Genomic DNA, 24,558 nt, shown 5'->3' with positions numbered 1-24,558 from the left:
CTTGTTTGTGCTTGCCAGTGGGGCTGGTGATACCGCTGGCCTCAATAATCCCCCCCCGGCTGCGGATGCTTGGCGAGCATGAGGTCTCTAAGTCCGCGGCTGCCGTCGCGGTTGCCGGTGGCGGCGACGGCGGTGAAGATGCGTTCGGCGTCGTCGTACATTTTGAGATTGAGATAGCAGTATCCGCGTAGCACCATGAGATCGACCCGCTCCTGTTGCAGTTGCGCGCGCTGGTCGAGATAGAGCAGCGTCTCGTGATAGCGTTTGCCCGAGAAGGCTGACAATGCCCGATCGGAGAGTATCGCCACCTGCAGTTCGGCGGCACGTTGGTGGCTCATCGAGGCCTTGGTCGCGGCAACGGCCGCATTGTTGGCGAGGCCGGCGCGGAGATAGGCGAGGCTCTGGCCATAGGCGGCCTCTTCCCGGGATTTGGGATCGGCATTGTTCAACGCGACGCCGAAGGCTTCCACCGCCTCCATCGGCCGATTGAGGTTCATCAGGCACCAGCCGCGCGACAAGGCATTGGCCGGTGTGAGCAGCTCTGCATTGGTTGTGGTCGCGCATCCGGACGGCTGTCGCGCTGCGCGCGCAGCCGTTCTCGTGCGGGGTGTCGGTTCGGCATAGTCGACGGACGGGGCTCGACGAGCAGGCGTGAGCGGCTGCGTGGCATTCGGCGCGTTGACGTTAGATTGCGCCATGGGGGCTTGAGTCGCCGCTTGAGGAGTGACCGGCGCTGTATATTGCGGGCTACCCTGTTGTGTTGTCTGGGACGTTCCTTGCGGTGATGCCTGCTGTATTGTCTGCGCCGCCTGGTTGGGAGAGGGCAATGGTGCCGAGGCAGGTGCGCGCGGCGCCGGCTCACCGAGAACGGCGATGCGCTGCGAGCGGCCGGCCCAAAGCCGTTGGATCTCGGCGACACCCTGCCGGTCATTCAACTGATCGCGTGTGATTGCGAGGCCATAGGCGGAAGGTTCGTCATCCGGTTTCCAGCGCAGCGCCGTCTCGAACCAGCGGGCGGCCGCCTGCGGCTGATTGAGCGTGCGGGCATACCAGCCGAATTGCTGCGCCGTCGGCACATATTTCTCCTTCACGATCTCAGCGGCAACACGCTGCAGCACGTCCTCGCCAAGATTGGCGGGCGGTTGCAAGGCCATCAGATTGGCGGTCGCAGCGAGATACGTCGCCATCGCATCCTTGGATTCGTTGCGCCATTTGTACATGACGTCTTCGGCTTCCTGCGGCTTGTGATCGGCGATCAGAACCAGTGCCAGGCCCTGCGAGATCGTTGCGGAATCCTTTTTCTCATGTGCTGCTTTGAACCATTGTTCCGCATCGCCGTAGTTGCTGCGCCGCAGATAGTACCAGCCGAGGAGCGCATCATCCGATGCCAGGCCCTGGCTGCGGGCGATACGCTCGACCTGAGACAGATAATCCTGTGCAATGGTCAGCTTCGGGTCTTCATTGCCCTGGGCCACGAAACGGCGGGCAAGATCGATCCTTATGCTGTCGAACTCCCGCCCACCATTGCCGTCGGGTTTTTCAAGCGCCAGCAGCTCCTGCATCGGTTGATACGACAGCAGGCTCGCGGCCTTCTGAATGGTGGCAATTCTTTCCTGCGGGTTGGTGCAGGTCTTTAGAATATATTTGTAGGCATCCTGGCCGCGCGCGGCGCGATCCGTGCGGATGAAGGCTTCGGCAACGCGCCAGAGGATGTCGATGTCGCTGCAGGTCAGCAGGCTTGGCGTATTGGCGCCGACGGCGATCACGGTCGCGTATTGCTTGAGGTCGGAGGCGTTGACAAGGCGGGTGCGGGCTTCCGCTATCTCGAGGCGCTCAAGGAGATCAGTGGGCGGCTGCCAGCCGGTTTCGGCCGTCTGGCGATCGGCAATGGCCTTGCGCACCTCTGCATAGCGGCCCTCCGAATAGAGCTGCCACATGGCCTCGAGCTGCTTGTCGCCATTTTGCGGGACGGCCAGCGGATCGGCGGGCGGCGTCCAATTGGGATAGAGCGCCTGCAGGCGCGAGATCTCGGCCTGTAGCCTTGCCTTGTCGCCACGGCTGGCAAAATAGCGCAATGCGCTTTCATCCACCTTGGGCGGGTTACTGCCTGGTTGAGCCTCGCCCTGTTGCTGCGAGGATGGCTGCGGCTGTGATTGCGATGGCGGCGTGGTCTGTGCGACGACGTCCGGTTCGGCCGAGCCCGCCTGCTGCGTGCTCGAAGGCTCGGAGAGAACCGCAGAAGGCGCGTTTGCCTGTATGTGATCGGCAAGCGCCCGCAGGTCGACAGGCTGTTCGGGGGTGTCGCCCCGCGCCATCTCCCCAGCGAGCGCGATCTGCGGTTCCAGGCGACTGGATTTTGCCAGCCTGATCTTGTCCTCAGGCGAGTCATGATCCTTCGTCGCGAGCGTGAACCCCGCCATGGCGACGGCCATGAAAGCCATGATCAAGGTGGACTTTATAAACACTCCGGGTGTTTCTCCGCGATGAAAGCCAGGCTCAGCAGTTGCAAGGTGGCTGGATAGTAAAGCGATGGTGCGAACTGCCTGACCGAAGCTGGCAGTTTTGTTCCGTTCACCACACACGCCACAACATGGTTAACAATTTCATAACCGGGATCGGAAAGCAGGTCCTTCGGCTTGCCGGTTGTAAGGTCGATCGTCGCCGGCACATCTCCCTCGACACTCATGCCTTGCCGCAGACGCGTGAGCAGGGCTTTGTCGTCTATGCCAGCTCGCGCCAGGTAGAGCGGGATCCTGACGGCATTATAGCCGAATTCCGCCTCGAAGCCGTCGGCGGGCTCCGGCTTGGCCCTCAGGCTGATCCAATCGGCCGGGAGCTTGCGTGGGCCGAACTGTATCGTGTGCAGCAGGGCCAGACCATCGTCGCTCAGCTTCCGCCAGCGATCGGAAGGCGCCAGCAGGGCCATGACGGGAAACGCTTCGAAGATCCAGTAGGACGGATTGATGACGGGGCCATCCTTGCGCCCAGGCGGCAGATACCCATCCACACCCGGGATGAGCAGCGTCCGCCCTCCGGAATTGACGACTACATGCGAGAGAATTGCCTTGGCCATATTCGCCGCCGCCTGCAGGTAATCCTTCCTGTCCCAGGCCGATCCCGCAAGCGCCAGGGCATAGGCGATCAACAGGTCGCCATCGGAGGCGTCATTCGTGTCGGTGACGTGAGGTGTGACCGCCGGATCCCATTTCCAGACGGCGAGACCATCGTCGCGGAGCAGGAGTTCCGTGCGGGTAAAATACCAGATCTGCTCGAAATCAGCCTGGCTATTGGCAAGATAGGCAAGAAGGAGACCGTAGCCTTGCCCTTCGCTGTGGCTGACACCATTATTGCCATTGTCGATGATACGGCCGTTCTGATCGAGAAACTTCGCTTTATAGGCAGCCCAGGCTTGCGCATCGATCGCTGCGCGCTGAGCGGCGACCGGTTGGGCCACCATCAGGGCGGTTGCGGTGCAGATCGCAAGAAGGGAGCGCCAGCCTCTCATTCACGCCTGCCGATCTTGGAAAGGACGCTCGCCGTGCTGACGCCGAGCAGAAAAGAGGCGGCTACAAAAAGAAGTGCGTAGGACAGGATGTTGCTGGAAAGCCAGTTTGCAGCGATCAATCGATAGTTTGTCAGCGACCAGGGCTGGGTTGTGACAAAGGTGAAGCGGCTGATAGGGACCGTATCGATCTTTCCGGTCTTGCCGGAATAGACGGTGATGCGACCGCTGATCTCAGGCCAGGTGCTCTGCATGGTCATTGCCTCGACACCGGAGCGCAGGTCTTGGGCGCTCGGTGCGGTCACGGCGGTCCAGGTTGCATCATTGGTCGGATTTGCCTCCTGGGCGATCAGAAGGCTGTTGGCGTTCGATGGCGTGAACACCTGCTCCGAGCTGGGCATGAAGCGCAGCGAGCTCAGCGTGATATCGAAATTGCGATGCATCCATTGCTGGAAATGTTCCATCTGCCCCTGCAGCAGTCCGCCGCTGATACGGGAGCGCCAATCGGCGATCGTCACGGAAGCCTCCGGCGTGCCGGTCTGCCCCGGGGCTGGCGGGCGCCATGCCACCTGGGTCGATGAGGCGATGTTCATTTGCGTGAGGACCGTCGAGGGCAGTTGCGAGACGGAGCCGATGAACAGCGCATTGCTGGACCCGACGGTGTTTGAGGAGACCGTCGGGTCCACGCCGATGGGATGTCCGGCAACGAGCGCCATTCGACCGAGGAGTGTCGCGGCCGCAGATAGCGTGTCGGCATCCGCCCGGTCGATGAAGAGTGCGGTCGGTTCACTGCTGCGATTGTAGGGATAGCCGGTACCGGCAAACGCGGCAAGGTTGGGCCGCTGTGCGACCCTTGCAAAATCCGGCACGCGGAACTGGCTGGTATCGAACAATGCAAAACGCGGTGTCGTGCTCGATGTTGCCGCAGGCGTACAGGCTCGATCCTCGTCTGCGAGCAATATGGCTTCCAGTGTGATTGTGTTCAGGCCCGGCTTGAAATGGCGCATGGTGATGCGGACGGGCAACTGCCGGAAGATGCCGCCTCCGGTCGCCGTGATCGGCTTGGTCGTGGCGATGCTGCCGTTGACGTAGACGTCGATATGGCTGCCCGGCCGCACATCCCTGGCGTAGGCTGCGTCAAGCAGGATGGTGGCTTCCCCATAGGCGTTGGCATAGAAATCGGATGGAATTGCCACATTGAAGCTGGTGTGGAAGCGCCGCCCTGAGAATTCGGTGGTCTTGATGCCCAGCTGCTCGAAGGAAAGGCTGGCGCCGGAGTAGATCAGCGGCGCATCCGGAGCCGACCATCGTTGCGTCACCAGCACATCCCGGCGGGTATCGGGATCTCGGTCGGTCGGAGAAACCACCATATCGATCGCAGAGGAAATCGCCTGCCAGGATGGACCGCTGATAAGCAAAAGCTGCTGACCGCTGCGCGGATCGGTCGCAAACGTCGCCAGAGCTCCATTCTGCGCCGAGGCCGGAACGGCAAAGATCGGTTGCAATTCCGCCGGCGTGCCGACGATAACAGCCATTTTGCCGGAACCGGGCGGGGGCAGTGCGTCCGTATCGAACGAGAAGATCTCGTTCGGCATGCCGCTAAGGAGTGCAAGGCCCTGTGCGAGACGGAGGATCGGCTTGGTCGTTCCGGGTTGTGCGAGCGCCGGCACGACAAGATTGAACTGCGTCTTGCCGGCTCCGTCGACGCCGATCGCGCGGATTGCATCGGTCGTCGACAATTTTTCCGCCTCACTGCTGGCGAAGCTCAGATAGGTTCTCGCGGGATCGATGTCCGACCAGAGCTCGTAGGTCGAGGGGATATCGCAATCGACGCGGTGGCGTTGCGCCGCCTCGAAGATCAGCAGATTGGCGCCGGGTTGCAGGAGCCCGCGCGGGATGTCGAACGTGACATCCGATTCACTGTCGGAAGAGCCGATCTGCTGTTGGTGGACTACGCGATCGTTCAAGAGGACGGTAAGCTGCGATGCCTCCGGAGCAACGACGACGGCGTTCTGATAGGCAAAGCTCAATCTCGCCGGTGCGGCTGCCTGTTCCGGCGTCAGATAGATCGACCAGGACCTGCGATCGGCCTCCCCCTCCAATCGCAATTTGGCGAAGGGAACGACATAACGCCGAAATGGCGTGGGTGCGACAGCGGCTGCCGGTTTTGCCTTCGGCATTGTCTGTGGGCTTGTCTGCGCCGGGGCGGCGGGCGTTGTGGCCTGCGGCGCAGCGGTTTGCGGCATGGCGGCGGGCGGCGCCACGACCAGGGGCTGGGTAACCGGTGGAGCAATGGCCTTAGGTACAACGGCCGGAGGAATTGCGGCTGAAGGCGCCGTCGTCTTGGGCCGTTCGGCCTGTGGTACTGTCGTGCGGGGTGTAGTGATCTGCGGCACCGTCGGCGATGCGTCTTTGGGCCGCTCGCCCGACATGTCGAAGGGGGCGGTCTGCGCCTGCGCGGCCGCAGGGCCCCAGAGAACAAGGAGAATAGCAAGAGCAGGAAGGATAAGGGTGGACAGGATACGGTTCATCAGCTTCTCGCCTTCGCCTCCTGCCGCTGCTGGGTGCGATCCGAGCCGACGCCCCTGAAAAGGTAGATCAAACCGCGACTGGTCTGATAGAACGACAGGCTCAGGAACCAGATCGTTCCCCGGATGATGCCGGGATTGCGCCGTCGCGCTTGCTGGAACTTCGTCCATTGGTCGGAATTGGCGAAGACGAGATCGGCGATCAGGCGATGGTCGGCCGCGCCCTTCGGAACATACTGGCATCCAACGGCCGTGATATCGCCCGTTTGTTCGATATTGCGGATCACGACCGACAAGGTCACCATGTCGGCGCCACTATAGGGCTGGAAGCGAATGGTGGCTTCCGAACCGACCTTGATCGGTTCCATCCCCCTGTTGAAGACGTTCAGCCTGGCGCCATGGACGGAAACATCCTCGATGGATGCGGAGTTCCAGTTGCCGTCGGTCCCGAATTCGCTGCGCCGATCCACCCTGACGCGCCGCGAGGAGGCGCGCTCCCCGCGTTCCGAGACGACGCCAAGTGCGCAGCCGGACAGGATAAGGTTGATGAGGTTCCAACCACCGACGACGAGCGTGACATCCGCCTTATAAGGTTCCGCATAGACGCGGTATATGGTGACCGCCAGCGCGATGATCTGAACGGCGAAGATGACGAAAAACGGACGGCTGATCTCCGAGAGCCGGCTGACGGCGATCGATTCGTCCTTGGCAGTGACCTTGAAGGTCGGCTTGCGCGGATTGAGCATGACCGAAACGACGGCAGGCAATAGATGCACCGTCTGGACATATTCATAGAGCTCGGAAATCCATGGCCAGCGGAACGAGCCGTAGAGATAATTCTGCATCATCAGGTTCACGAGCATGTAGGCAAGCGTATAGGCGAGGAACTCGCTGCCCGACGCCGTAAAGATCTCGAGGTCGAAGAACAGATAGAAGAGCGGCGCGAACAGGAAAATGACGCGCGGGAACGGAAAGAGCCAAAAGAGCGTCGACGACATGTAGCAGAGGCGCTGCGGCAGCGTCAGGCCGCGCTTCAGGAGAGGAAAGCGGAAGCGCAGGATCTGCATCATGCCCTGCGCCCAGCGGCTGCGCTGGCCGATGAAGCTTGCAAAGGTCGCCGGCTGCAGGCCGGCAATAAGGGGCTTGTCGACATAAATGCTGTTCCAGCCGGCCCCGTGCAGGGCAAGCGCGGTTTCGCAATCCTCGGTGATGCTGATGCCGCTGAAGCCATTTTGCGATTCCAGCGCCCGGCGGCTGAGCACGGCGGCGGACCCGCAGAAAAAGGCCGCATTCCATTTGTCCAGGCCGCGCTGAATGATGCCGTAGAACATCTCGTTCTCGCTCGGCATGTTGTCGAAGGTGCGCAGGTTGCGCTCCAGCGGATCCGGATTGATGAAGAAATGTGGCGTCTGCACGAGGAAGAGCTTTGGATCGTCCTCGAAATATCCGACCGTTTCGCGTAGAAAATCGCGAGCGGGCGCGTGGTCGGCGTCGAAGACGGCAATCAATTCGCCGTTCGAATGCTCCAGCCCGTTGTTGAGATTGCCGGCCTTTGCATGTTCGTTGCGCTCGCGTGTCAGATATTCGACTTCCAGATCGTCGCACAGCTGCTTGAGCTCATTGTGGCGTGCGATCGCAGCCTGTGATTCCAGAACCTTCGTCGAGTTGCGCTTTTGCGCGGTACCACCGTCGTCCAACAGCCAAACCCTGAGCTTGTCGGGCGGATAGTCCATCGCCTTGGCCGAGGCGAGCGTATTGGCAAGCAGGTTGGTGTCTTCATTATAGGATGGTACGAAGACGTCCACCGTCGGGAAGTTCTGTGTCTTTGCCGCGCGTGCGGTACGCGGGGGCAGGGGTGTCGCGACGATGAAGAGGCTGAGCATCAGCATCGCGACGTTGTACATTTCGGCGAGATAAAGCAGCAGGCCCGGGATGAAGTTTTCCAGCTGGTTGACCGGCGGCAGCGTGTAGGAGGTGCGCCAATAGACATAGCGCAGCACGATGGCGGTGCCGAAGGCGAGGGCGACCAGGCGCCATGTTCCCTGACGCTTGAGAACCTTGATGATGGCCATGATGGTAACGACCACCGTGCCGGCAATCAGCTGGGTTTGAAGGTTGACCGGCAATGTGATCAGCACGATGCCGCATAGCGCTATCACGGCCCATATCAAGATGCTGCGTGCTGTGTGCATCGGTGTCCCTTCAAAGGTATTGCCAGACGCCATCCTGGCGTCCCTAAGCCGTTCCGCCTGCTAGCGGCACTCCTGGGATATGCCAGCTTCTCCGTTACAGTCGGGTAAAGGCACGACGATATTGCTTGCCGTATTGATTGACGGCGGCTGCCCGATCGAGGTTGGCCCGCTTGCACCATTCGTCTGTGGCGGCACACCTTGTCCGTCGGGCAAGGGTACCCGCGGTCCGATCATTGGCGGCAGGGTTGGCTGGACCGGCGGCTGCGGCTGCACCGCGGCCGGGCGGCGGATGACAACGGTGCGCGCTGGTGCGGGGCGGTTCTGGTAGCCGATGCCGATCGGCGCCGCACGATAGGTCGTCGCATCGGGATAGACCAGTTCGCCCGGCTTGCCCAGAACTGCATCGGCTCCGCGCGGCCCGCCGAAGGGGTTCAACGCGGCACCGGCAAAATGGCCGGCGATCGTATAGCCATAGACGGTGCTCAAGAGCTGGCGTTCGGTCGCATGGGCGTCGCAGAGCCGGATGCGCACCTGCACCATGCCGAAATTGCGTTGCTCCTGCGAGGGGGCAAAGCCGGCCTTCACCTGCTGCCAGGCATAGAGACAGGTATCGCCGGCCCTGCTTTGGCCGGAGGCATAGCCAAAGGGACCGTAGCTGTTCTGGACGAATATCGCCGAGCGAGAGAGCCGCACGCCGGGGATTGCAGCCGCCATTTCACGCGCGATCGCGCCCTCGCTGACCGTCTCGAAGGGCCTGCTCCCGAGCCCGGGATTCGAGCCGGTTATGCCGAGAAACTGAACCTTGAGAAAATTCTGGCCGGGAACTGAAGATGAGGTGTAGAGCGAGATTGTCTGCTCGACATCTTTCGCGCGCCTGCGCTCCACCACATTGACAATCGCCGGTCCGCCCGGAGGCGGAAAGGCCAGCGCCTTGTCGGCGGCAATGGTTTCCACGCCGATCGACTGGCGAACCTGGCCGGTTGTCGTGCATCCGGCACCGAGGCAAGCCAATATTATCAACGCTATCGCTTTTGAAAAATGCATCTCGGGATCGCGGCAATCGTGTGTGGTCGCATTCATCGCAAATTGCGCGACGCTCTTTAGAATCAAGCCCTTGTATTCAATATAGCAAAGAAAGGTGATTATGGTTAACCAGGGGTTAATTTTGCTTGATCGACTCTCCGAAATGACGGGAAATCCGCGCCGAATACGCCTGTCGCGCCGGCTACGCGAGCAGGCGACGTTGCTGAAGAATGCGGTGAAGCCGCAAGTGGCAAGCGGATGAATTTTCTAACTATTTCATCCTGCGAAATGCGATCTGTACAGCCCGGTTCAAAGCGACCGGAAGCACCGACATATGGTTCTCTCCGGCGTATTCCTCAAAGCTTATAGCTCCTGTGGATGAGGTCAGCTTAGCCCATCTGTGCGCCATCTCGCGGGCGAGTTCCACCGTGCGCGTGTCCTTTGCGCGTTCCAACCGCTTTTGTTCTTCCGGCGTACCCTTGTGGAAGGGCGCAAGAGTCTCGCCTTCATACTGGCCGGCGGAGAGGTGCAGTTCGATATCGATAGCGTCGTGATACTTATCTAGGAATGCACTCTCGGTCGAAAGAATGGCAGCGTCTTCCCAGTAGATCGCGGGGCTTGCCGAAATCCAGCTGCTGAAAGCAGTTGGTTTCGTCATCAGCGCGTAGAGCACGAAAAGGCCACCGAATGAATGGCCGAAAAGTATCTGACGCGATCGGTCGATCGGAACCTGCTCTTCGACCCAGGGTTTCAGTTCGTTTTCGATCAGCGTCAGGAAATGCTTCCCTCCGCCTGTCCTCACGTCGGGTGTGTCTGGAAAAAATGGTGGATAAACCCGGCCCGGCGGTGGGCTTAGATCCCAGGAGCGGCGAAGCGGATCATACGGCTCGTCCGTGGGATAGCCGATGGCGACGATGACGCCTTCGCCGACATTGGTCCCATTCGGGTAGCTCGCCTGCACCTTCAGCGCATCGACGGAGGTGGCAAAGCAGGCGTTGCCATCCGTCAGATAGAGGACCGGCCATCCCTCCGGCGGCGCCGGCTTGCTGGGGCGATAAAGAAAAATCCTGTGCGGCTGATCGGCATTCTCAAACGTCAGATCGGCAAACGTGCAGCCGCCAAGCGTAACGGGTGCCTGGACACCGGCTGTTTCAGGTAATGACGGTTCGGACATGATTTCTCCGGCTGACCGAATATTTGGAACATCGAATTGCGCGGCGTCCCGACGAAAAGATGATTTTATCCCTCATATTATCGGAGACGCAATCTGACAAGCCACTCAAATGAAGTGGCAATGCAAATTATGGTTGTGCATTTTCTGCCGGCCGTGGACCAGGCAGGCCATTTTGCAACAAGGATTCGGAATTCAGAAAAAAAGATGACTTAATAACTCATGTATTCTTGACGCCGGCTGCACCCGCGAACTAGTTTGCGCCATCTTTTTTCAGGAACGGGCAGGCGAAAAGGGAATATGAAGCAGGGATCGTATAATTATATCAATAACTTGACGCGTCGGAGATTCCACCTTACGGGCAGTGCTACAGCACTTGCCACTGCGCTTGCGCTGGGCGGAAATGCCTTTGCGCAGGATTCCAATGCGGACAGCGGCAACGCGACCAAGCTAGCGCCGATCGTCGTCAGCGGTCAGTCGAGCGATGCAAGCGACAATACGACGATAGCGGCAAAGAAAAGCCAAGGCGCCACCAAGATCAGTACGCCTCTGGTTGAAACGCCACGCTCCGTTTCGGTCATAACCAAAAAGGAGATGGAAGAACGAGGCGCGCAGGATATCATCGAAGCGGTTCGCTATTCTGCCGGCGTCCAGACCGGCTCGTACGGCTTCGATCCGCGTTTTGACCAGATCTATATTCGCGGTAACGACGTCACCACTAATGGCGACTACCGCGACGGATTGCGGCAGCCCTACATGAATTACGGGATGTTCCGAACCGATTCCTATGCGCTCGATCGGGTTGAAGTGATCAAGGGGCCGGTATCGGTGCTCTATGGCGCCGGATCGCCTGGTGGTATCGTCAACAAGATCTCGAAGCTGCCGACGGAAGAAACGATCAGGGAGGTCGGGGTTCTCTGGGGAACGTCGGATCGCGCCCAGACGATGTTCGATTTCGGCGGGCCGGTCAGCAAGGATGACGACACCATGCTGTACCGGATCGTCGGCCTGGCGCGAAAGGGCGACACCAATTTCGATATCGCCGACGACCGCTATTTCATCCAACCTTCCTTCACCTGGAAGCCTGACGATGCGACGAAATTTACGGTCTATGGATCAGCGCAGTCCACCGAGACCGACGCCAATGTCGGCGCACTGACCGGTCCGGACGGTAATGTTCTCAATCTCCGCGACAGCGATCCGGACTATGACTATCAAAAGACTCAGCAGCAGCAGGTCGGCTATCAGTTCGAGCACGAATTCGATGGCGGCTTCACCTTCCGTCAGAACCTTCGCTTCTCGCATCTTGATCTGAAGTCGCGTTATCTCAGCACTTACAGCTGGATCGGCGACGTTGCGCAGCGCGGCGCGACCGCGATCGGCGACAAGATGAATGTCTTCCAGGTCGACAACCAGCTTGAATCCAAATTCGATACCGGCCCTGCTGCCCATACCATGCTGTTCGGTCTCGACTATACCCGCATGAACGATTCGTTCGCATATGGGATGGATGGAACGACCAGCCCCGCCTATGACTTCGATATCAACAACCCTACCTACGGAGTATCGGGTCCGACGCCGGCCTATAATCTCAGCCGGGTCGATGGCAGCCTGCAGCAGTTCGGCGCCTACGCCATGGATCAGATCGAAGTCGACAAGTGGCGCTTCACGCTCGGCGGGCGCCAGACATGGGTCAAGCAGTCGACCGACACCACTATCGTCTCCACTGATACGACCACTGGTGACCGCCTCGACAAGAATGCATTTTCGTACCAGGCCGGCGCCCTCTATCTCTTCGACAACGGCATTGCGCCCTTCACCAGCTATTCGACCTCCTTCAACCCGGTTACCCAGCGATCCGCATCGGGCAGCATCCTCGATCCGACCAAGGGCGAACAGTATGAACTGGGCGTGAAATACCAGCCGCCAGGCACCGACATTCTGCTCTCGGCCGTCGCCTATCATCTCGCCGAGAAGAACAAGCCCGTTCTGGTCGATCCGCTAACGGGCATCTATGCCTCGCTCGGCGAGGTGACCAACAAGGGCATCGAGCTGGAAGCCAAGACGACTATCAGCGACGGCTGGGATGTGATTGCCGCCTACTCATACAACCATTCCGAAATCACCCGTGGTGACGATGCCGGCAATGCGCCCGCAGTGACGCCCAAGAGCATCGCCAGCCTGTGGTCGAACTATACCTTCCAGGAAGATTCGGCAGCAAAGGGCCTCACCGTCGGCGCCGGTGTCCGCTACACCGGCGAGACCTATACCAGCACTGCCAACACCGCCAAGAACGACGCAAGCTTCTATCTGGACGCAGCACTCTCCTACGACTTCGGCGCAATCGACCAGAAATACAAAGGCCTGACCGCCTCCGTCGACCTCCGCAACATCGTCAATCGCCGCCTGACGGTTTGCAATGAGGGTTATTGCTATCTCGGCCAGGGGAGAAACGTCACGGCGTCGTTGAGGTACAGGTGGTAACGTTGCGTAATAGGCGCGCGTTTTTTCGCGGCGCCTGATGTACCTACCAATTCGGCGAGATTTGTCGCTTACTGCTAACTGCATTCTATAGAAGCGGCCAAGATTTTGAGCATCCACTGTCCTTTTTCGCCGTGCTCCACCGGCTCTGGACTGGGCAAGGATGAGGCGGAACAGATTGATAACTCAGCCAAGGTCGGCTTTCTGCGCCAACGTGGTTGGAGTTTTCCGGCGCCTCTCTAAGCGGGATTGCAGCCAGCTTTCAACTTGCAAATCGGTTGCGTTGGACAATGGCATAGCTTCTACAGAAGGTCATACCATCGTTGAGATCTTACAAAGCTTACATGTGAGTTGGATCGAATTTAAAGAATGAAGCGATCATTTTGATCGCTTCATCAGCATCACCAGCAGCAGCGGCGCCCCCACGAGTGCCGAGATGAGGCCGGCGGGCATTTGATAGGGAAATGCGATCATTCTGCCGAACCAGTCTGCAAGCACCGTGAGGCCGCCGCCGGCAAGGGCGGCGCCGGCGAGTTGGGGTGTGGCGCGGCGCAATCCGAGCTCGCGCGCCAGATGCGGGCCCATGAGGCCGATGAAGCTTAAGGGGCCGAGGACGAGGGTGGCGGCGGCGGTCATGGTTGCTGCCAGCGCAAAGAGGCTAGCGCGGGCGAGATTGACGCGGATACCGATCGCTTGTGCTGCCTGCGGCCCGAGCGGCAGCAGATCGAGCCAGCGATGGGCGAGGAAGGCAAGCGCAAGGCCCATTATCGCAGCCGCAGTTGCGGAAATTGCCTTTGGCGTGTCGACAAGATAAGTCGATCCGCTCATCCATTGCATGACGATCATCGCACGTGGATCGCCGCCTGCGGCGAGCACGCTGATGAAGGCATCGAGCATGGCTCCGAGCGCGATCCCCGTTAAAAGGACACGCTCGGGTGCGAAACCGGATCGGATGCCGAAAAGGAAAATGGCAACGAGAACGGTGAAAGCGCCGATACCGCCGAAGCCGAGTTGCGCGGCAATGCCAGGAGCTGGCAGGAGAAAGAGCGCGGCAGTGACGCCCAAGGTGGCGCCCGCGGAAATGCCCAGCACCTCGGGGCTTGCCATCTCGTTGCCGCTCAGCCGCTGCAGGATAGTGCCGACCACGCCCAGCATCGTGCCGGCCGCAAAAGCACCGGCGATGCGCGGCAGCCGATAGGGCAGCACGTCGGGCCAATGCATATAGGTGAGGAGAGTCCATGCACCGTCCGGTGCGCGCCCGAAGAAGACCGCACCGGCCAGCAGAAGGACGAGCGCCGGAACTGAAGCAACCAGCAGCGCTTTCGATGTTCGAATGGCATGGTTCGCATCCTGCGATGGATGCGCAATGTTGCGCTGCACTGTCTTCAGGCGCGGCAGCATCAGAAGCAGCAGCGGCGCGCCGAGCAGGGCTGTGATGGCGCCTGTCGGAAGGAAGGTCGAGGATGCCCCGGAAAGGAGCACCAGTGCTTCATCCGTCAACAGCAATAGGCCGGCTCCGATGAGGGGGGACCAAACGAGCTGGCTCTTCATCTGCCGGGCGCCGGCAAGCTGGGCGATCCGCGGCGCGATCAAACCGATGAAGCCGATGACGCCGACCGCGCTGGTGACGATAGCGGCAAGCGCGATCGCAATGCAGACGGCGGCGATGCGCGTGCGCTTCACCGACAGGCCAAGTCCGCTAGCGCCGCTATCGCCGAGCTCCATGAGTGACAGCGGTTGCGCCATCAACAGGGCAGCTCCGGAGAGGACAGCGATTTTCGGGAGGAGAGACAGCGGAATGGTCCAGCTTTGCTGTGCCAGCGATCCGGCGCCCCAGATGAAGAGGCCGGAGAGATAGCGATCGTTCATCAAGACGAGAATGGCGGCCAGTGCGCCGCTCCAGACGCCGACGATCAGTCCGGCAAGGACGAGTGCCAAGGGCGAGAAGCCGCGTCTCGCGCCGATGAGAAAAACAATAGCCGCGGCGGCAGTACTCCCGAACAGGGCGACAGCATCGCGGCTGAGGCCCTGCAGAGCGGGAAAGGCGAGCATGACGGTGACGAGCGCGAGATTGGCACCCGCGGAAATGCCGAGCGTCGAGGGGGAGGCCAGCGGATTGCGCAGCACCTGCTGCAACAGGCTTCCCGACAGCGAAAGCGCGGCGCCGGCCAGCAACGCCGTCGCGATTCTCGGCAGCGTCGAATAGAGCAGCAGCAGACGCTGCGGATCATTACCTGCTTCCTGCTCGGTCAGCCGTGCGAGATCAGGTGCCAGCTGATGCCAGGAAAGGAGTCCGGCGAGCGCCAGCAGTGTCAGCGCCACAGCCGGAGCGCCGAGGATATTGTTCGCTTCGATGCGGGTCATGCGAATGTTTCCAGATGATCGAGCAGGATACGCGCGAAACGCTCCGCTTCCTGCACCATGCCGAACATCAAGGTGCCTGGCAGCACCGAGACGCGCCCAGCACGCACAAAGGGGAGGCTGGTCCACAGCGGACTATCCTGCAGGTTGTCGAGCACGTTGGGCGGAAGCAGCGGCTCGAATGCGATCAGCCTCAGGCTTTGGTCGAGCGTTGCCAATTGCTCCAGGCCGATCGCTTCAAAGCCCCAATAGTCTCCCGGTCCGGTCCATGCATTCTTCAGGCCGATCCTGGTCATGACGTTCTGGTAGAGGCCGTCGCCGCAATAGATGCGGGCGTGGCGCTGGTCGACGAAATTGATCAGCGCCAGAGGCGGCGGGTTGAGCTTCTTCACCCGGTTTGCGCAATCGTCGAAGAATTGCTCGGACCGGGCGAGGAAATCTTCTGCTTGTGGCCGACGGCCGATGGCGTCGGCAAGCAATCGCGTCGCCGTGATGGAGCGCTGCAGTGCCTCGCCGCCCTCGGCATAGATCGTCAGTTCCATGACCGGCGCGATCGCTTCCAGCCGCGGCTTCAGGGGGGCGAGATAGGGCGTCGTCAGGATCAGTGCCGGCTTGATACTGGCGAGGACCTCGAGATTGATCTCGCTGGTGGTGCCGAGGTCGATGACGCCATCAGGCATTTTCGGCTCGACGACCCAAGTATTCCAATCGGCAAGCGAGGCGATAGCGGCCGGTGTGACGCCGAGCGCAAGCAGTGTCGAGGCCAGACCATAATCCAGAGAGACGATCGGGCCTGATATCGCTTCGGCCGCCATTCCCGCCCGCGGAACGGCACAAAGTGCAGCGGCGGCAAGAAACAACGCGCGACGGGATAATGCCAGAGTCTCGAAGCGACGTTCAGATGACATAGGCGAGCGGCGTTCCATGCACGGGGTGGGCCGTGACGCCCATATTGGTGCCATAGATCGTATGCAGTGTCTCGGCTTTCATGAGGCTTGGCGAAGGCCCCGCGGCAATCAGGCGTCCTTGCTTCAACGCATGAAGATGATCGCAGAAATGCGCCGCGACATTGATGTCGTGCAGGACGAGAATAACGCTCAATTCCTTCGTCCGGCAAAGCTCCCGCACAAGCCCGAGAATTTCCATCTGATGGGCGATGTCGAGCGCCGAGGTCGGCTCGTCCAGCAGCAGGCAGCGGCTATCCTGGGCGACCAGCATCGCGATCCAGACGCGCTGGCGCTCGCCGCCGGAGAGTGTATCCACCATCCGCCCCGCAAGCGTATCGACATGCGTCAGCTTCATTGCCGTCTCCACCTTTTCCCGGTCGCGATCGCTGAAACGGCCGAGCGCTCCGTGCCAGGGATAGCGCCCGCAGGCGACAAGCTCCTCGACCTTCATGCCGGCAGCCGATGTGGTGTCCTGCGGCAGATAGGCGACGGCGCGCGCGAAAGCACGCATGTCGTAGGAGCCGGCGGCTACGCCGTCGAATAGAATGCGGCCGCCCGTCGGCTGGATCTGCCGGGCCAGCAACTTGATCAGCGTGGATTTGCCCGAGCCGTTGTGACCGATCAGACCGGAAATCTCGCCGGCATTGAAGCTGATATCGAGCGGGTGAAGAATGGTTTTGCCATCGACCTCGAAACGCAGGCCTTCCGTCTTGAAAACCGTTGCATGACGCTGATCGTTTCGGGCGCTAGTTTCGTCTTTCATTATCGTTCCTGCTGAAGCCCGGCGGCTCGCTGACATGTCGACTGCCGCTGGGGCGGTTTAGTTAATTGATTGGAATCAATGGTTTGACGAAGAAAAGACATGGATCGCTCTCGCGCCAGAGCGTCGGGAATATTTCGGCGCGGATGAAGCCGTTCCTGTCATAAAAGGCGCGTGTCTTTTCATATTGCGGTTCGTCTCTGCCGCGCGGCGCAAGCGTCTTCACCGTCAAGAGCTTGCAATCGGAAGATCGCGCGAATGTCTCGGCTGCCGCCAGCAATCGCTTGCCGACGCCGCTGCGATGGTATTGGCGTCGCGTCGCAATCACCAGGATCTCCATGGCAGCCGGCGGATGCGCACGCAACGAAACGAAACCGGAGACGGTGTCTGTCTCGACGCAGCCGAACATCGGCAGGGTTTCCACAGCTCCTGCGCAGGCTTCGACGACATTGGGGTCGGTGAACCACTCCGTAAGCTCCGACATGATGTCACGACAGATGGCACCTTTGGATTCGGTTATCTCGATAGCTTCCTGCATCTACTTTTCCTTACCTGTCGGTTGAGCGTTGTTGGCAGAAGATGGCGGTGTATTCCCATCAGGCGCGCATTTCCCGAACCCGTGCGGATCGGTGGCGGCGGTGGTTGCTGGTGGCGGCACAATCATGATCGGCTTCAAGCGAGATGGCGGCAAGGCAACGCGAATGCGCCTCCCGCAGAAGGCCGCAGACGAGGGCGCAGGATACGCCTGCCTCCTTGGCGATGATGTTCTGGGGAATGTCGTCGAAATAGTGCTCCTCGTAGAACTTGCGGGTTCTGGCAGGCATGGCTTCGACCGTGCAGCGAAAGGCCTTGTAGGCTTGGGCCTCATGGAGATGTTCTTCAGGGCTTCCATAGGCCGAGGTATTGCCCCCGACCTCTTCCTCGACGAACAGGCCGCGTTCATATTGCTGCCGCCGCATATAATCGGTGGCCAGATTGCGCACCATGCGCATCACATAGGACGCAGGCGCCGCTATGTCTTCTCCCAGCGGCTTTGAGACCAGCTGCAGGAGAACCTCCTGCACGACATCCTCGGCCGTGGTCATGGAGCCCGTGATCCTGCGCGCGACGGAGAGAAGTTTCGGGTAGGCGTGAAGTGCTGTTTGGAGTTGCTCATTGGAAGTCGACTGCGAATGGTTGGCAATCATGTCGGGCTCTCGCTGAAATCCAAAGTTGCATTTCTGTGTGCCCCTCTTTTTGAGAGGGAACCTATAAAACATGACAATGATAGTCAAGATAGCGGAGTGGAAAAGTGCAGCATCTCCTAAATCATGGCGTATGCGCCTGATTCTATTTCAACTTTCCAATGCGATCTATAAGGAAATCCCGTTTATGTGATGCCGCCATTGCGGCTCTGTCACGAGCCTCGATGTCGCGATTGCCCATTGGAAATCCCCAATTTCTCCGTCGCCGACCCGGCCGGAATTGATGAAAATCGGCTCGCTTGATAGCTGGCTTTTGCTGCCAAAAGTTGCATAATCGGGTGAGAGCGTCACGCATCGCGGGTCGGCGAGGAAGCCCCGGCCAAGGCATTTCAGGGCAGCCTCCTTCTGAACCCAGCGGGCGAGAAGAGCATCGCGGCGATATTGCCCGTCCAACTGACGAACTTGATCGAACTCGTATTCGGAAAGGATCATCGGCATGATTTCGCCGGCCTCCTCTTCCGAAAATGCATCGACGCGTTCGATATCGATGCCGATCAGGCCGCCGCGACAGATCGCGAGAGCCACTCGGTCCCGCACATGCGAAATATTGAAGTCGATATCGGAAAAATCGGACAGGTAGGGCCTGCCCGACTGTGTAATCGCAATGGAGAGCGCCTGTGGCGCGCAGCCGAGCAGATCGCCGAGGATGCGGCGACAAAGGAACCGTCCGGCAACAAAAAGACGCCGCGCTTCGGCCGATCGGAATGCCGCCGCTCGGTGTCTTTCCTGTTCACTTAATATCCAGTCCGGGACATCAACTCGGTCGCGCAGATGCAGGCTGTGAAGCTCGACCTGCGCGACGCTTTCTCTCTCTCGGAGGGGAGGCACTTTATTCTGCCGCCTGTCCCATATGAGAGGCGATTTCCGACGAATGCCCCTTCGTTTCCCACTGAACGATAGGATCGAGCTGGCCGATATTGAAATGCTGACGGCCGAGAAGGGTATTGGCGATGACGGCGCTGCGCCACGCAGCCAGGCTGAGCTGCGGTTCCGCGATGCCGTGGCTATGGCGGCCGGCATTGAGAACGAAAATGCGGTTTTCACGCGGGCCGTCCCATGCCAGCGAGAAGTCGCTTTCCAGCACCGGCTCGCCGATGGAGCTCAGTTCGATGCGGTTTTCGAGCGAGTGCAGAAATTCCGGAAGCACGAAGCGATAGCCGGTCGCAAGGACGATCATATCGACAACAAGCGTTTCGATACTGTCGTCGAAGCCGTTGCGCATGGTCAGCCGTATTTCGGGGCCATCCTGCTCGGCCGCGACGACGTTTCGGAAGGGACGCAGAGAGATGCCATGATCCGCGCCGCCTGCGGTATCGAGCTTGCGCTCATAGAGGCGGCGATAGAGCTTTTTCAATGTGGAGGCGGAAACGCCGTCGCTCGCCAGCACCTGCCGGCGCGTATGAGTGAGGCGTAGCTCCTCGGGCAGCCCATGGAAGCGTTCCATATAGCCAGGCGTGAACAGTTCATTGGTAAAGGGCGTGGCATCGAGCGGCTCGAAATTCGGCCGGCGGCTGATCCAGTGAAACGTCGAAACGGCATTCAGATCCAGAAGGGCATCGAGGATCTCGGCCCCACTCTGGCCGCCGCCAATAACGGCGACACGCGGAGCCTTCACGTCGCCGAGGCGCTGCGTCGCTTCGCTGCTGTGGAAGGTCATGGATCTCGATAGCTGCTCGGCCCAGGCTGGACGAGCCGGGACCTTGCCGACGCCGACGGAAAGATTGCGGGCGCCGATGGCGTCATCGTCGGTCGTGATGGAAAAGAAGCCATCATTGGCATGGACTTCGCGCACGCTTGCGCCGAAGCGAAGCGAGGTCAGTCCGCGTGCCACCCATCCAAGATAATCGGCGAATTCCTTGCGCGGAACGGCTTCGTATTCTGCATTAAGAAACTGATAAAAGCGTTTATGAGCAACAAGATAGGAGAGAAAGCTCCAGGGGCTTGTCGGATTGGTCGCGGTCACCAGATCCTTGAGGATGGACGTCTGCATCTCGGCGCCCGGCAGCATCATCCCCGGATGCCAAGCGAAGGATGGGCGCCGCTCGAAGAAGCGGACCGCGAGTTCCGGGACGGAGTCGAGCTGGGCGGCGAGGCTGAGGTTGAACGGACCAATTCCGGCCCCGGCGAGGTCGAGCACGTGCGATGTCATGATGCAGCTCCAGAACGATATCGAGAGAGGGATTACTTGATGATGCCCGCAGGAAGGGGCGCGGGTGCAAAAGCGTGATCGAGCCGTCGCGCAAATCGCTGGTGAAAGGGCGTCTTGCCGATGATCGTCAGGTGGTTTGTGCCGGTGACGATCTCCGAGGCCGTGGCGTTTTGCGAATAGCGCCGCCAGTCGATGACATTGAGGGCGCGTGTAAGGGAATCCTCAGCCGCAAACGCGTGGATGCGGAAATCGGATTGCTGAAGGCGATAGTTTCGGAAGATCATCGCATTGTCGATGAGGATCCAGAACGTATGCTCCTCGGAACCGATATCGGGACCGTCCGTCGGCAGTTTGACATTATGCTTGACGACATGGTGGAGGAACTGTTCGTAAACCTCCTCGTTCATGGCGGCGAAAAGCCTCTTCCAGTCCTCGCGCATCGGTGTGGTGGCAAGCCAGCTCTGCACGGCAGCATGGGTGCGATCGCGAATACCGTCTTCGAAGCGCGGCATGATGCCGACGGTGAATTCCTCGTCCATGTCGCAGACATCGACCATGCCGATCATGCGCAGGTCGATGTCATTGCCGAGCTGACGCGCGGCCTCATAGGCGAGCAGTCCGCCCCACGACCAGCCGAGAAAGGCGCAGGGGCGACCTTTGGCTTTCCTGCGCACAGCCTCGGCGTAGCGCGCCGTGATATCTTCGACGCGGGTGCTCAGCGTCTTGGTCTCGGTCAGCGAGTAGCAGATGAACCCCGTTGCGGGTTGTTCCGGGCCGAGGTAGTCGACGAGGCGCATATATTCGCGCGTGCTGACGAGAAGCCCCGGGAAGCAATAAAGCACCGGCCGGTCACCATTTCGCCGAAGATAGACCACGTCGACGCCGGCCTCGTCGCGATTGCCATCGATCGCGAGCGCAAGATCGCGCACGGTGGGATGATTGAACATATCGGCGATCGTCAGCGGCCATTCGGGATGGCGCATCTTCAGGCGCGAGACGATGCGCACGGCTGCCAGCGATTGGCCGCCAATATCGAAGAAATTCTCCGTAACCCCGATGTCGCCGATGTCGAGGATTTCCTTCCAGGTGTCGAGGATCGCCTTTTCCTTGTCATTGGCAGGTAGCGCCATCTCGCGTTCGATGCGCGGTGTCGGCAGGGCGGCGCGGTCCAGCTTGCTGTTCGGTCCCATCGGCAGCTTGTCGATCAGCATGATCGTTTGCGGCACCATATAATCGGGCAGGGCCGTCATGGCGGTACGTCGCAGCTCCGTCACGCTCAAGCTTTCGCCTTCGCGCGGCACCACATAGGCGACAAGCGAGCTGCGACCGCCTTCATTGTGCAGCAGGATGACGGCCTCTGCGACACGCTGGTCAGAGCGCAGCACGGCTTCGATCTCGCCCGGCTCGATGCGGAAGCCCCGCAATTTGATCTGATGATCGACGCGGCCGGCGAATTCGACGATGCCGTCTTCCCGCCAGCGGCCGAGGTCGCCGGATTTGTACAGTCGTCCGCCCGGTGTGAAAGGATCCGGAATGAAGCGTTCCGCCGTCAGCTCCGGCTGACCGAGATAGCCGCGTGCCAGGCCGCTGCCGCCGATATAGATCTCACCGATCACGCCGACCGGAACGGGCGCAAGATCGGCATCGAGCACATAGATGCGACGATGGCCGACGCCGCGCCCGATCGGTGCGACAGTCCCCTCGAAGCGGGTTCCAGCAGGGATCTTCCAGATCATCGGCGTCATGATCGTTTCGGTCGGACCATAGCCGTTGATCAGCAGCTGTGCCTTCAGGTTCTCGGTGATCATGTCGAACACCGCCTGCGACAAGGCTTCACCGCCGAAGGAATAGAGCCGCAGTCGGGGTATCTCGCTGTTCTCGCCGGCATATTCGGCAAGGCCGCGTACATAGCTCGTGGGCAGGCTGGCATTGTTGACGCCATGGCGCTTCATCATCGCGAAGGCATCTTCGGGCGTGGCAAGCTTGTCTGGTGTCAGCACCACCCCGCCGCCCGCCATCAGCGGCACCATCCAGCGCTCATGACCGCCGTCGGAGGTAAAGGGAAGAACGGGATATTCGCAGGACTCCTCGCTCATCTCGTAGATGCGCAGGGTCGCCTTGCAATGATGCGCCAGCGGGCCATGCTCGACCACGACGCCCTTCGGCACACCTGTCGAGCCCGAGGTGTAGATCACGTAGGCAAGCTGCTGTGGCGCAATGACGGTAGCAGGCGCCTCGCTGCCTTCCGAGGAAAGGTCGACGGCGTCGAGATTGAGGAAGGGGGTCGCAATGTCGCTTGGAAGGTTTGCGATATGGCGAGCGCGCGAAATGACCAGCGAGAGCCCCGGCGCCGTCAGAATATGACGATTGCGCGCTTCCGGGTGATCGGGCTCGACCGGTGTGAATGCCCCGCCCGACTTCAGAACGGCCAGAATGGCGATGATGGCGTCGATGGACTTCTCGAGTGCGATGGCGACGCGCTTCTCTGGGCCTATACCCAGCGCCATCAGGCGGTGGGCCAGCCGATTGGAGGCTGCCTCGAGCTCACCATGCGTTACCGATTTTTCGCCCTGGGCCACGGCGAAGGCATTCGGTCGTCGTTTCGCCTGCGCGGAGATGACCTCATGGATCGGCGTGCCATCGTCCGGTTCCGGCGCGTCGGGATAGGGCGCCGAGAGCTTGTCCAGTTCTTCAGGCGAAACGAACGGAACATGCTTGATCTGCTCGTCCGGACTGGTGTTCAGCCGCACTAGCGCGATGGCGAGATCGTCGGCAAAGCGGAGGATTTGCTCTCGGTCATGCTTTTGCGGATCGAAACCGAAGCCGATGCGCAACGTTCCACTGTGTGCCGGGGAAACGGTGATGACCAGTTCGGCGTCGCGGCGCGCCCGGGGCTCCATGACGCTGTGGCTTGCCATGCCATCGGGCGTTGCTTTCATGAAGCGCAGGGCAGGTCGCACATCGAGAAGCGTCTTGACGAGGCCGGTCGTGTCGAACAGCTCATCCCGGCGCAGCAGGGCATCGGCAAGCGCTTCGAAGGGCAGGGCCTGTTGGGCGGCGGTCTCGATTTCCTCTGCAAATGCCTTACGGACCTCGTGAAGCGTCATGGCGCCGTTGAGGTCTGTCGTGAGGATCAGCACATCCTCACTGCGTGCTGCGACCGTCTGACTTTCCGGCCGAGTGACGAGGCCGATCCTTTGCGTGCCGTAGCCCGAATGCCGGCGAAGGGCGATCGCGAGCGCGGCGAGAAGATCTCGGGAGATTTCTGCGGTGGCCGGCGTCCGGATAAGCCGCCCCGTCACAGGCACTTCAAGCAGATGCTCGAACCACGCCTCGTCGACTATATTCTTCCCCGTCGACGTCTGTGGCGGCAGCGATGCGATATTCTCCTGCCCTGTCAGCCGCTGGAACCAGAAGTCGATCAGCTCCGGTGGCGGATTGCGCGGTGCGCCATTGCCGGTCATCCACGATGCTGCGTCGGCCAATGTGGTTTCGGCGATGCCGGCCGGCCGGCCGCTGTCGATATAGCAAAGGAAATCCGTTGCCAGCAAATCCAGCGTCACCGCATCGGCAAGGATGGCATGCAGCGAAAATACGGCACCAACCGCCTGGCCGTTCTGCACGGCGAGAATGAAGCGCGCCGGATTGCCTTTCGTCAGATCGATCGGGCGGGCCTGTTCGGTGGTCGCGACTGCGGTCAGCGCCGCGTTCAGATCGCCACCGGTAGTCAGTTCCGTCTCGATGATATCGACCGTGCGATCGTTCCTCAGGATCTGCTGAACGGTGCCGCCCGGCCGAGCCTCGAATTCCGATGTGATGAGGGGATGCTGGCGCGAAAGCATTGCAAGAGCCTGATGCGCCAAAACGAGAGAGATTGGAGGGAAGGTGACGGCGAGTATTTGCCGGCCATAGACGGCTTCGTTACCCGTCTCGGACAGAAGCCAGATGCGCGATTGCGTCGGTGACAGCGAGCATTTTGCGAGGTAATCGGAGTCATTCATTGCCTTGGCATTCCGATTATGAATGGTCATTTCTTCGCCGCTCTCCGTCAATATTTCTGAATACATATCCGGCCATTCTGAATACAATAGCGTATGCATAACAATGTCTTGAAATAGACATTGAGTTTAACTTGCCGCTTATGCTGACTTTCTTGTGTCTGTAAGTTCCGATGTTTCGGAAATTACCTTGTTGTAGCTG

Annotated in this window: 15 protein-coding genes; 1 reads left to right on the top strand and 14 read right to left on the bottom strand. The window is 60.3% G+C overall.

Annotation, left to right across the window (positions count from 1 at the left end; all coding sequences use genetic code 11):
* Window positions 1-41: 41 nt before the first annotated feature.
* From FHT84_RS03675 to FHT84_RS03650, 6 genes are all read right to left on the bottom strand, one after another.
* Window positions 42-2,465: a cellulose synthase gene (locus tag FHT84_RS03675; RefSeq protein ID WP_183760817.1), complete on the bottom strand. Its 2,424-nt coding sequence runs from the start codon at window positions 2,463-2,465 to the stop codon at window positions 42-44.
* Complete coding sequence (locus FHT84_RS03670) at window positions 2,456-3,505, bottom strand: glycosyl hydrolase family 8 (RefSeq protein ID WP_113250289.1); 1,050 nt, start codon at window positions 3,503-3,505, stop codon at window positions 2,456-2,458. Before FHT84_RS03670 ends, FHT84_RS03675 begins: the two co-directional genes overlap by 10 nt.
* Window positions 3,502-6,033 carry a cellulose biosynthesis cyclic di-GMP-binding regulatory protein BcsB gene (locus FHT84_RS03665; protein ID WP_183760820.1) on the bottom strand — a complete coding sequence of 844 codons (2,532 nt, stop codon included), beginning with the start codon at window positions 6,031-6,033 and terminating at the stop codon, window positions 3,502-3,504. Before FHT84_RS03665 ends, FHT84_RS03670 begins: the two co-directional genes overlap by 4 nt.
* Window positions 6,033-8,222: a UDP-forming cellulose synthase catalytic subunit gene (gene bcsA / locus FHT84_RS03660; protein ID WP_145644278.1), complete on the bottom strand. Its 2,190-nt coding sequence runs from the start codon at window positions 8,220-8,222 to the stop codon at window positions 6,033-6,035. Before bcsA ends, FHT84_RS03665 begins: the two co-directional genes overlap by 1 nt.
* 60 nt (window positions 8,223-8,282) lie before the next feature.
* Complete coding sequence (bcsN, locus tag FHT84_RS03655) at window positions 8,283-9,266, bottom strand: cellulose biosynthesis protein BcsN (RefSeq protein WP_112345226.1); 984 nt, start codon at window positions 9,264-9,266, stop codon at window positions 8,283-8,285.
* A gap of 250 nt (window positions 9,267-9,516) precedes the next feature.
* Entirely contained in the window at window positions 9,517-10,419 is a 903-nt protein-coding gene (locus FHT84_RS03650; protein WP_112345118.1) for an alpha/beta hydrolase-fold protein, read from the bottom strand.
* A gap of 297 nt (window positions 10,420-10,716) precedes the next feature.
* Between FHT84_RS03650 and FHT84_RS03645 the strand changes: the two genes are divergently transcribed.
* Complete coding sequence (locus FHT84_RS03645) at window positions 10,717-12,900, top strand: TonB-dependent siderophore receptor (protein WP_183760823.1); 2,184 nt, start codon at window positions 10,717-10,719, stop codon at window positions 12,898-12,900.
* 375 nt (window positions 12,901-13,275) lie between these two features.
* On the opposite strand, the gene fhuB is transcribed toward FHT84_RS03645, so the two are convergent.
* The 8 genes from fhuB to FHT84_RS03605 form a co-directional block, all read right to left on the bottom strand.
* Window positions 13,276-15,261: a Fe(3+)-hydroxamate ABC transporter permease FhuB gene (fhuB, locus tag FHT84_RS03640; RefSeq protein WP_112345116.1), complete on the bottom strand. Its 1,986-nt coding sequence runs from the start codon at window positions 15,259-15,261 to the stop codon at window positions 13,276-13,278.
* A complete protein-coding gene (locus FHT84_RS03635) occupies window positions 15,258-16,166 on the bottom strand; it encodes an iron-siderophore ABC transporter substrate-binding protein (protein ID WP_112345115.1) in 909 nt (302 codons plus the stop codon). Before FHT84_RS03635 ends, fhuB begins: the two co-directional genes overlap by 4 nt.
* A complete protein-coding gene (locus FHT84_RS03630; RefSeq protein ID WP_112345114.1) occupies window positions 16,156-16,968 on the bottom strand; it encodes an ATP-binding cassette domain-containing protein in 813 nt (270 codons plus the stop codon). Before FHT84_RS03630 ends, FHT84_RS03635 begins: the two co-directional genes overlap by 11 nt.
* A gap of 61 nt (window positions 16,969-17,029) precedes the next feature.
* Complete coding sequence (locus FHT84_RS03625) at window positions 17,030-17,503, bottom strand: GNAT family N-acetyltransferase (RefSeq protein WP_112345113.1); 474 nt, start codon at window positions 17,501-17,503, stop codon at window positions 17,030-17,032.
* Window positions 17,504-17,561: 58 nt separating this feature from the next.
* On the bottom strand, window positions 17,562-18,152 hold the full coding sequence (locus tag FHT84_RS03620; protein ID WP_112345112.1) for a sigma-70 family RNA polymerase sigma factor: 591 nt from the start codon (window positions 18,150-18,152) through the stop codon (window positions 17,562-17,564).
* Window positions 18,153-18,317: 165 nt separating this feature from the next.
* Window positions 18,318-19,037, bottom strand: a complete 720-nt coding sequence (locus FHT84_RS03615) for a 4'-phosphopantetheinyl transferase superfamily protein (protein WP_112345111.1) — start codon at window positions 19,035-19,037, stop codon at window positions 18,318-18,320.
* Between the two features lies 1 nt (window position 19,038).
* Complete coding sequence (locus FHT84_RS03610) at window positions 19,039-20,358, bottom strand: lysine N(6)-hydroxylase/L-ornithine N(5)-oxygenase family protein (RefSeq protein WP_113250286.1); 1,320 nt, start codon at window positions 20,356-20,358, stop codon at window positions 19,039-19,041.
* Window positions 20,359-20,390: 32 nt separating this feature from the next.
* A complete protein-coding gene (locus FHT84_RS03605; protein WP_112345110.1) occupies window positions 20,391-24,389 on the bottom strand; it encodes a non-ribosomal peptide synthetase in 3,999 nt (1,332 codons plus the stop codon).
* Window positions 24,390-24,558 lie beyond the last annotated feature (169 nt).

Source organism: Rhizobium sp. BK289 (genome assembly GCF_014193575.1).
GTDB lineage: Bacteria > Pseudomonadota > Alphaproteobacteria > Rhizobiales > Rhizobiaceae > Rhizobium > Rhizobium tropici_C.
The sequence above is the reverse complement of the archived record's forward strand: the minus strand, read 5'-3'. Positions and strand labels throughout refer to the sequence as shown.

Excerpts from the sequence above, each read along its gene's own strand:
- FHT84_RS03650 (WP_112345118.1), bottom strand. The coding sequence starts at position 10,419 with ATGTCCGAACCGTCATTACCTGAAACAGCCGGTGTCCAGGCACCCGTT.
- FHT84_RS03630 (WP_112345114.1), bottom strand. The coding sequence starts at position 16,968 with ATGAAAGACGAAACTAGCGCCCGAAACGATCAGCGTCATGCAACGGTT.
- FHT84_RS03645 (WP_183760823.1), top strand. The coding sequence starts at position 10,717 with ATGAAGCAGGGATCGTATAATTATATCAATAACTTGACGCGTCGGAGA.
- FHT84_RS03610 (WP_113250286.1), bottom strand. The coding sequence starts at position 20,358 with ATGACATCGCACGTGCTCGACCTCGCCGGGGCCGGAATTGGTCCGTTC.
- FHT84_RS03670 (WP_113250289.1), bottom strand. The coding sequence starts at position 3,505 with ATGAGAGGCTGGCGCTCCCTTCTTGCGATCTGCACCGCAACCGCCCTG.
- fhuB (WP_112345116.1), bottom strand. The coding sequence starts at position 15,261 with ATGACCCGCATCGAAGCGAACAATATCCTCGGCGCTCCGGCTGTGGCG.
- FHT84_RS03665 (WP_183760820.1), bottom strand. The coding sequence starts at position 6,033 with ATGAACCGTATCCTGTCCACCCTTATCCTTCCTGCTCTTGCTATTCTC.
- bcsN (WP_112345226.1), bottom strand. The coding sequence starts at position 9,266 with ATGCATTTTTCAAAAGCGATAGCGTTGATAATATTGGCTTGCCTCGGT.
- bcsA (WP_145644278.1), bottom strand. The coding sequence starts at position 8,222 with ATGCACACAGCACGCAGCATCTTGATATGGGCCGTGATAGCGCTATGC.
- FHT84_RS03625 (WP_112345113.1), bottom strand. The coding sequence starts at position 17,503 with ATGCAGGAAGCTATCGAGATAACCGAATCCAAAGGTGCCATCTGTCGT.
- FHT84_RS03620 (WP_112345112.1), bottom strand. The coding sequence starts at position 18,152 with ATGATTGCCAACCATTCGCAGTCGACTTCCAATGAGCAACTCCAAACA.
- FHT84_RS03635 (WP_112345115.1), bottom strand. The coding sequence starts at position 16,166 with ATGTCATCTGAACGTCGCTTCGAGACTCTGGCATTATCCCGTCGCGCG.
- FHT84_RS03605 (WP_112345110.1), bottom strand. The coding sequence starts at position 24,389 with ATGACCATTCATAATCGGAATGCCAAGGCAATGAATGACTCCGATTAC.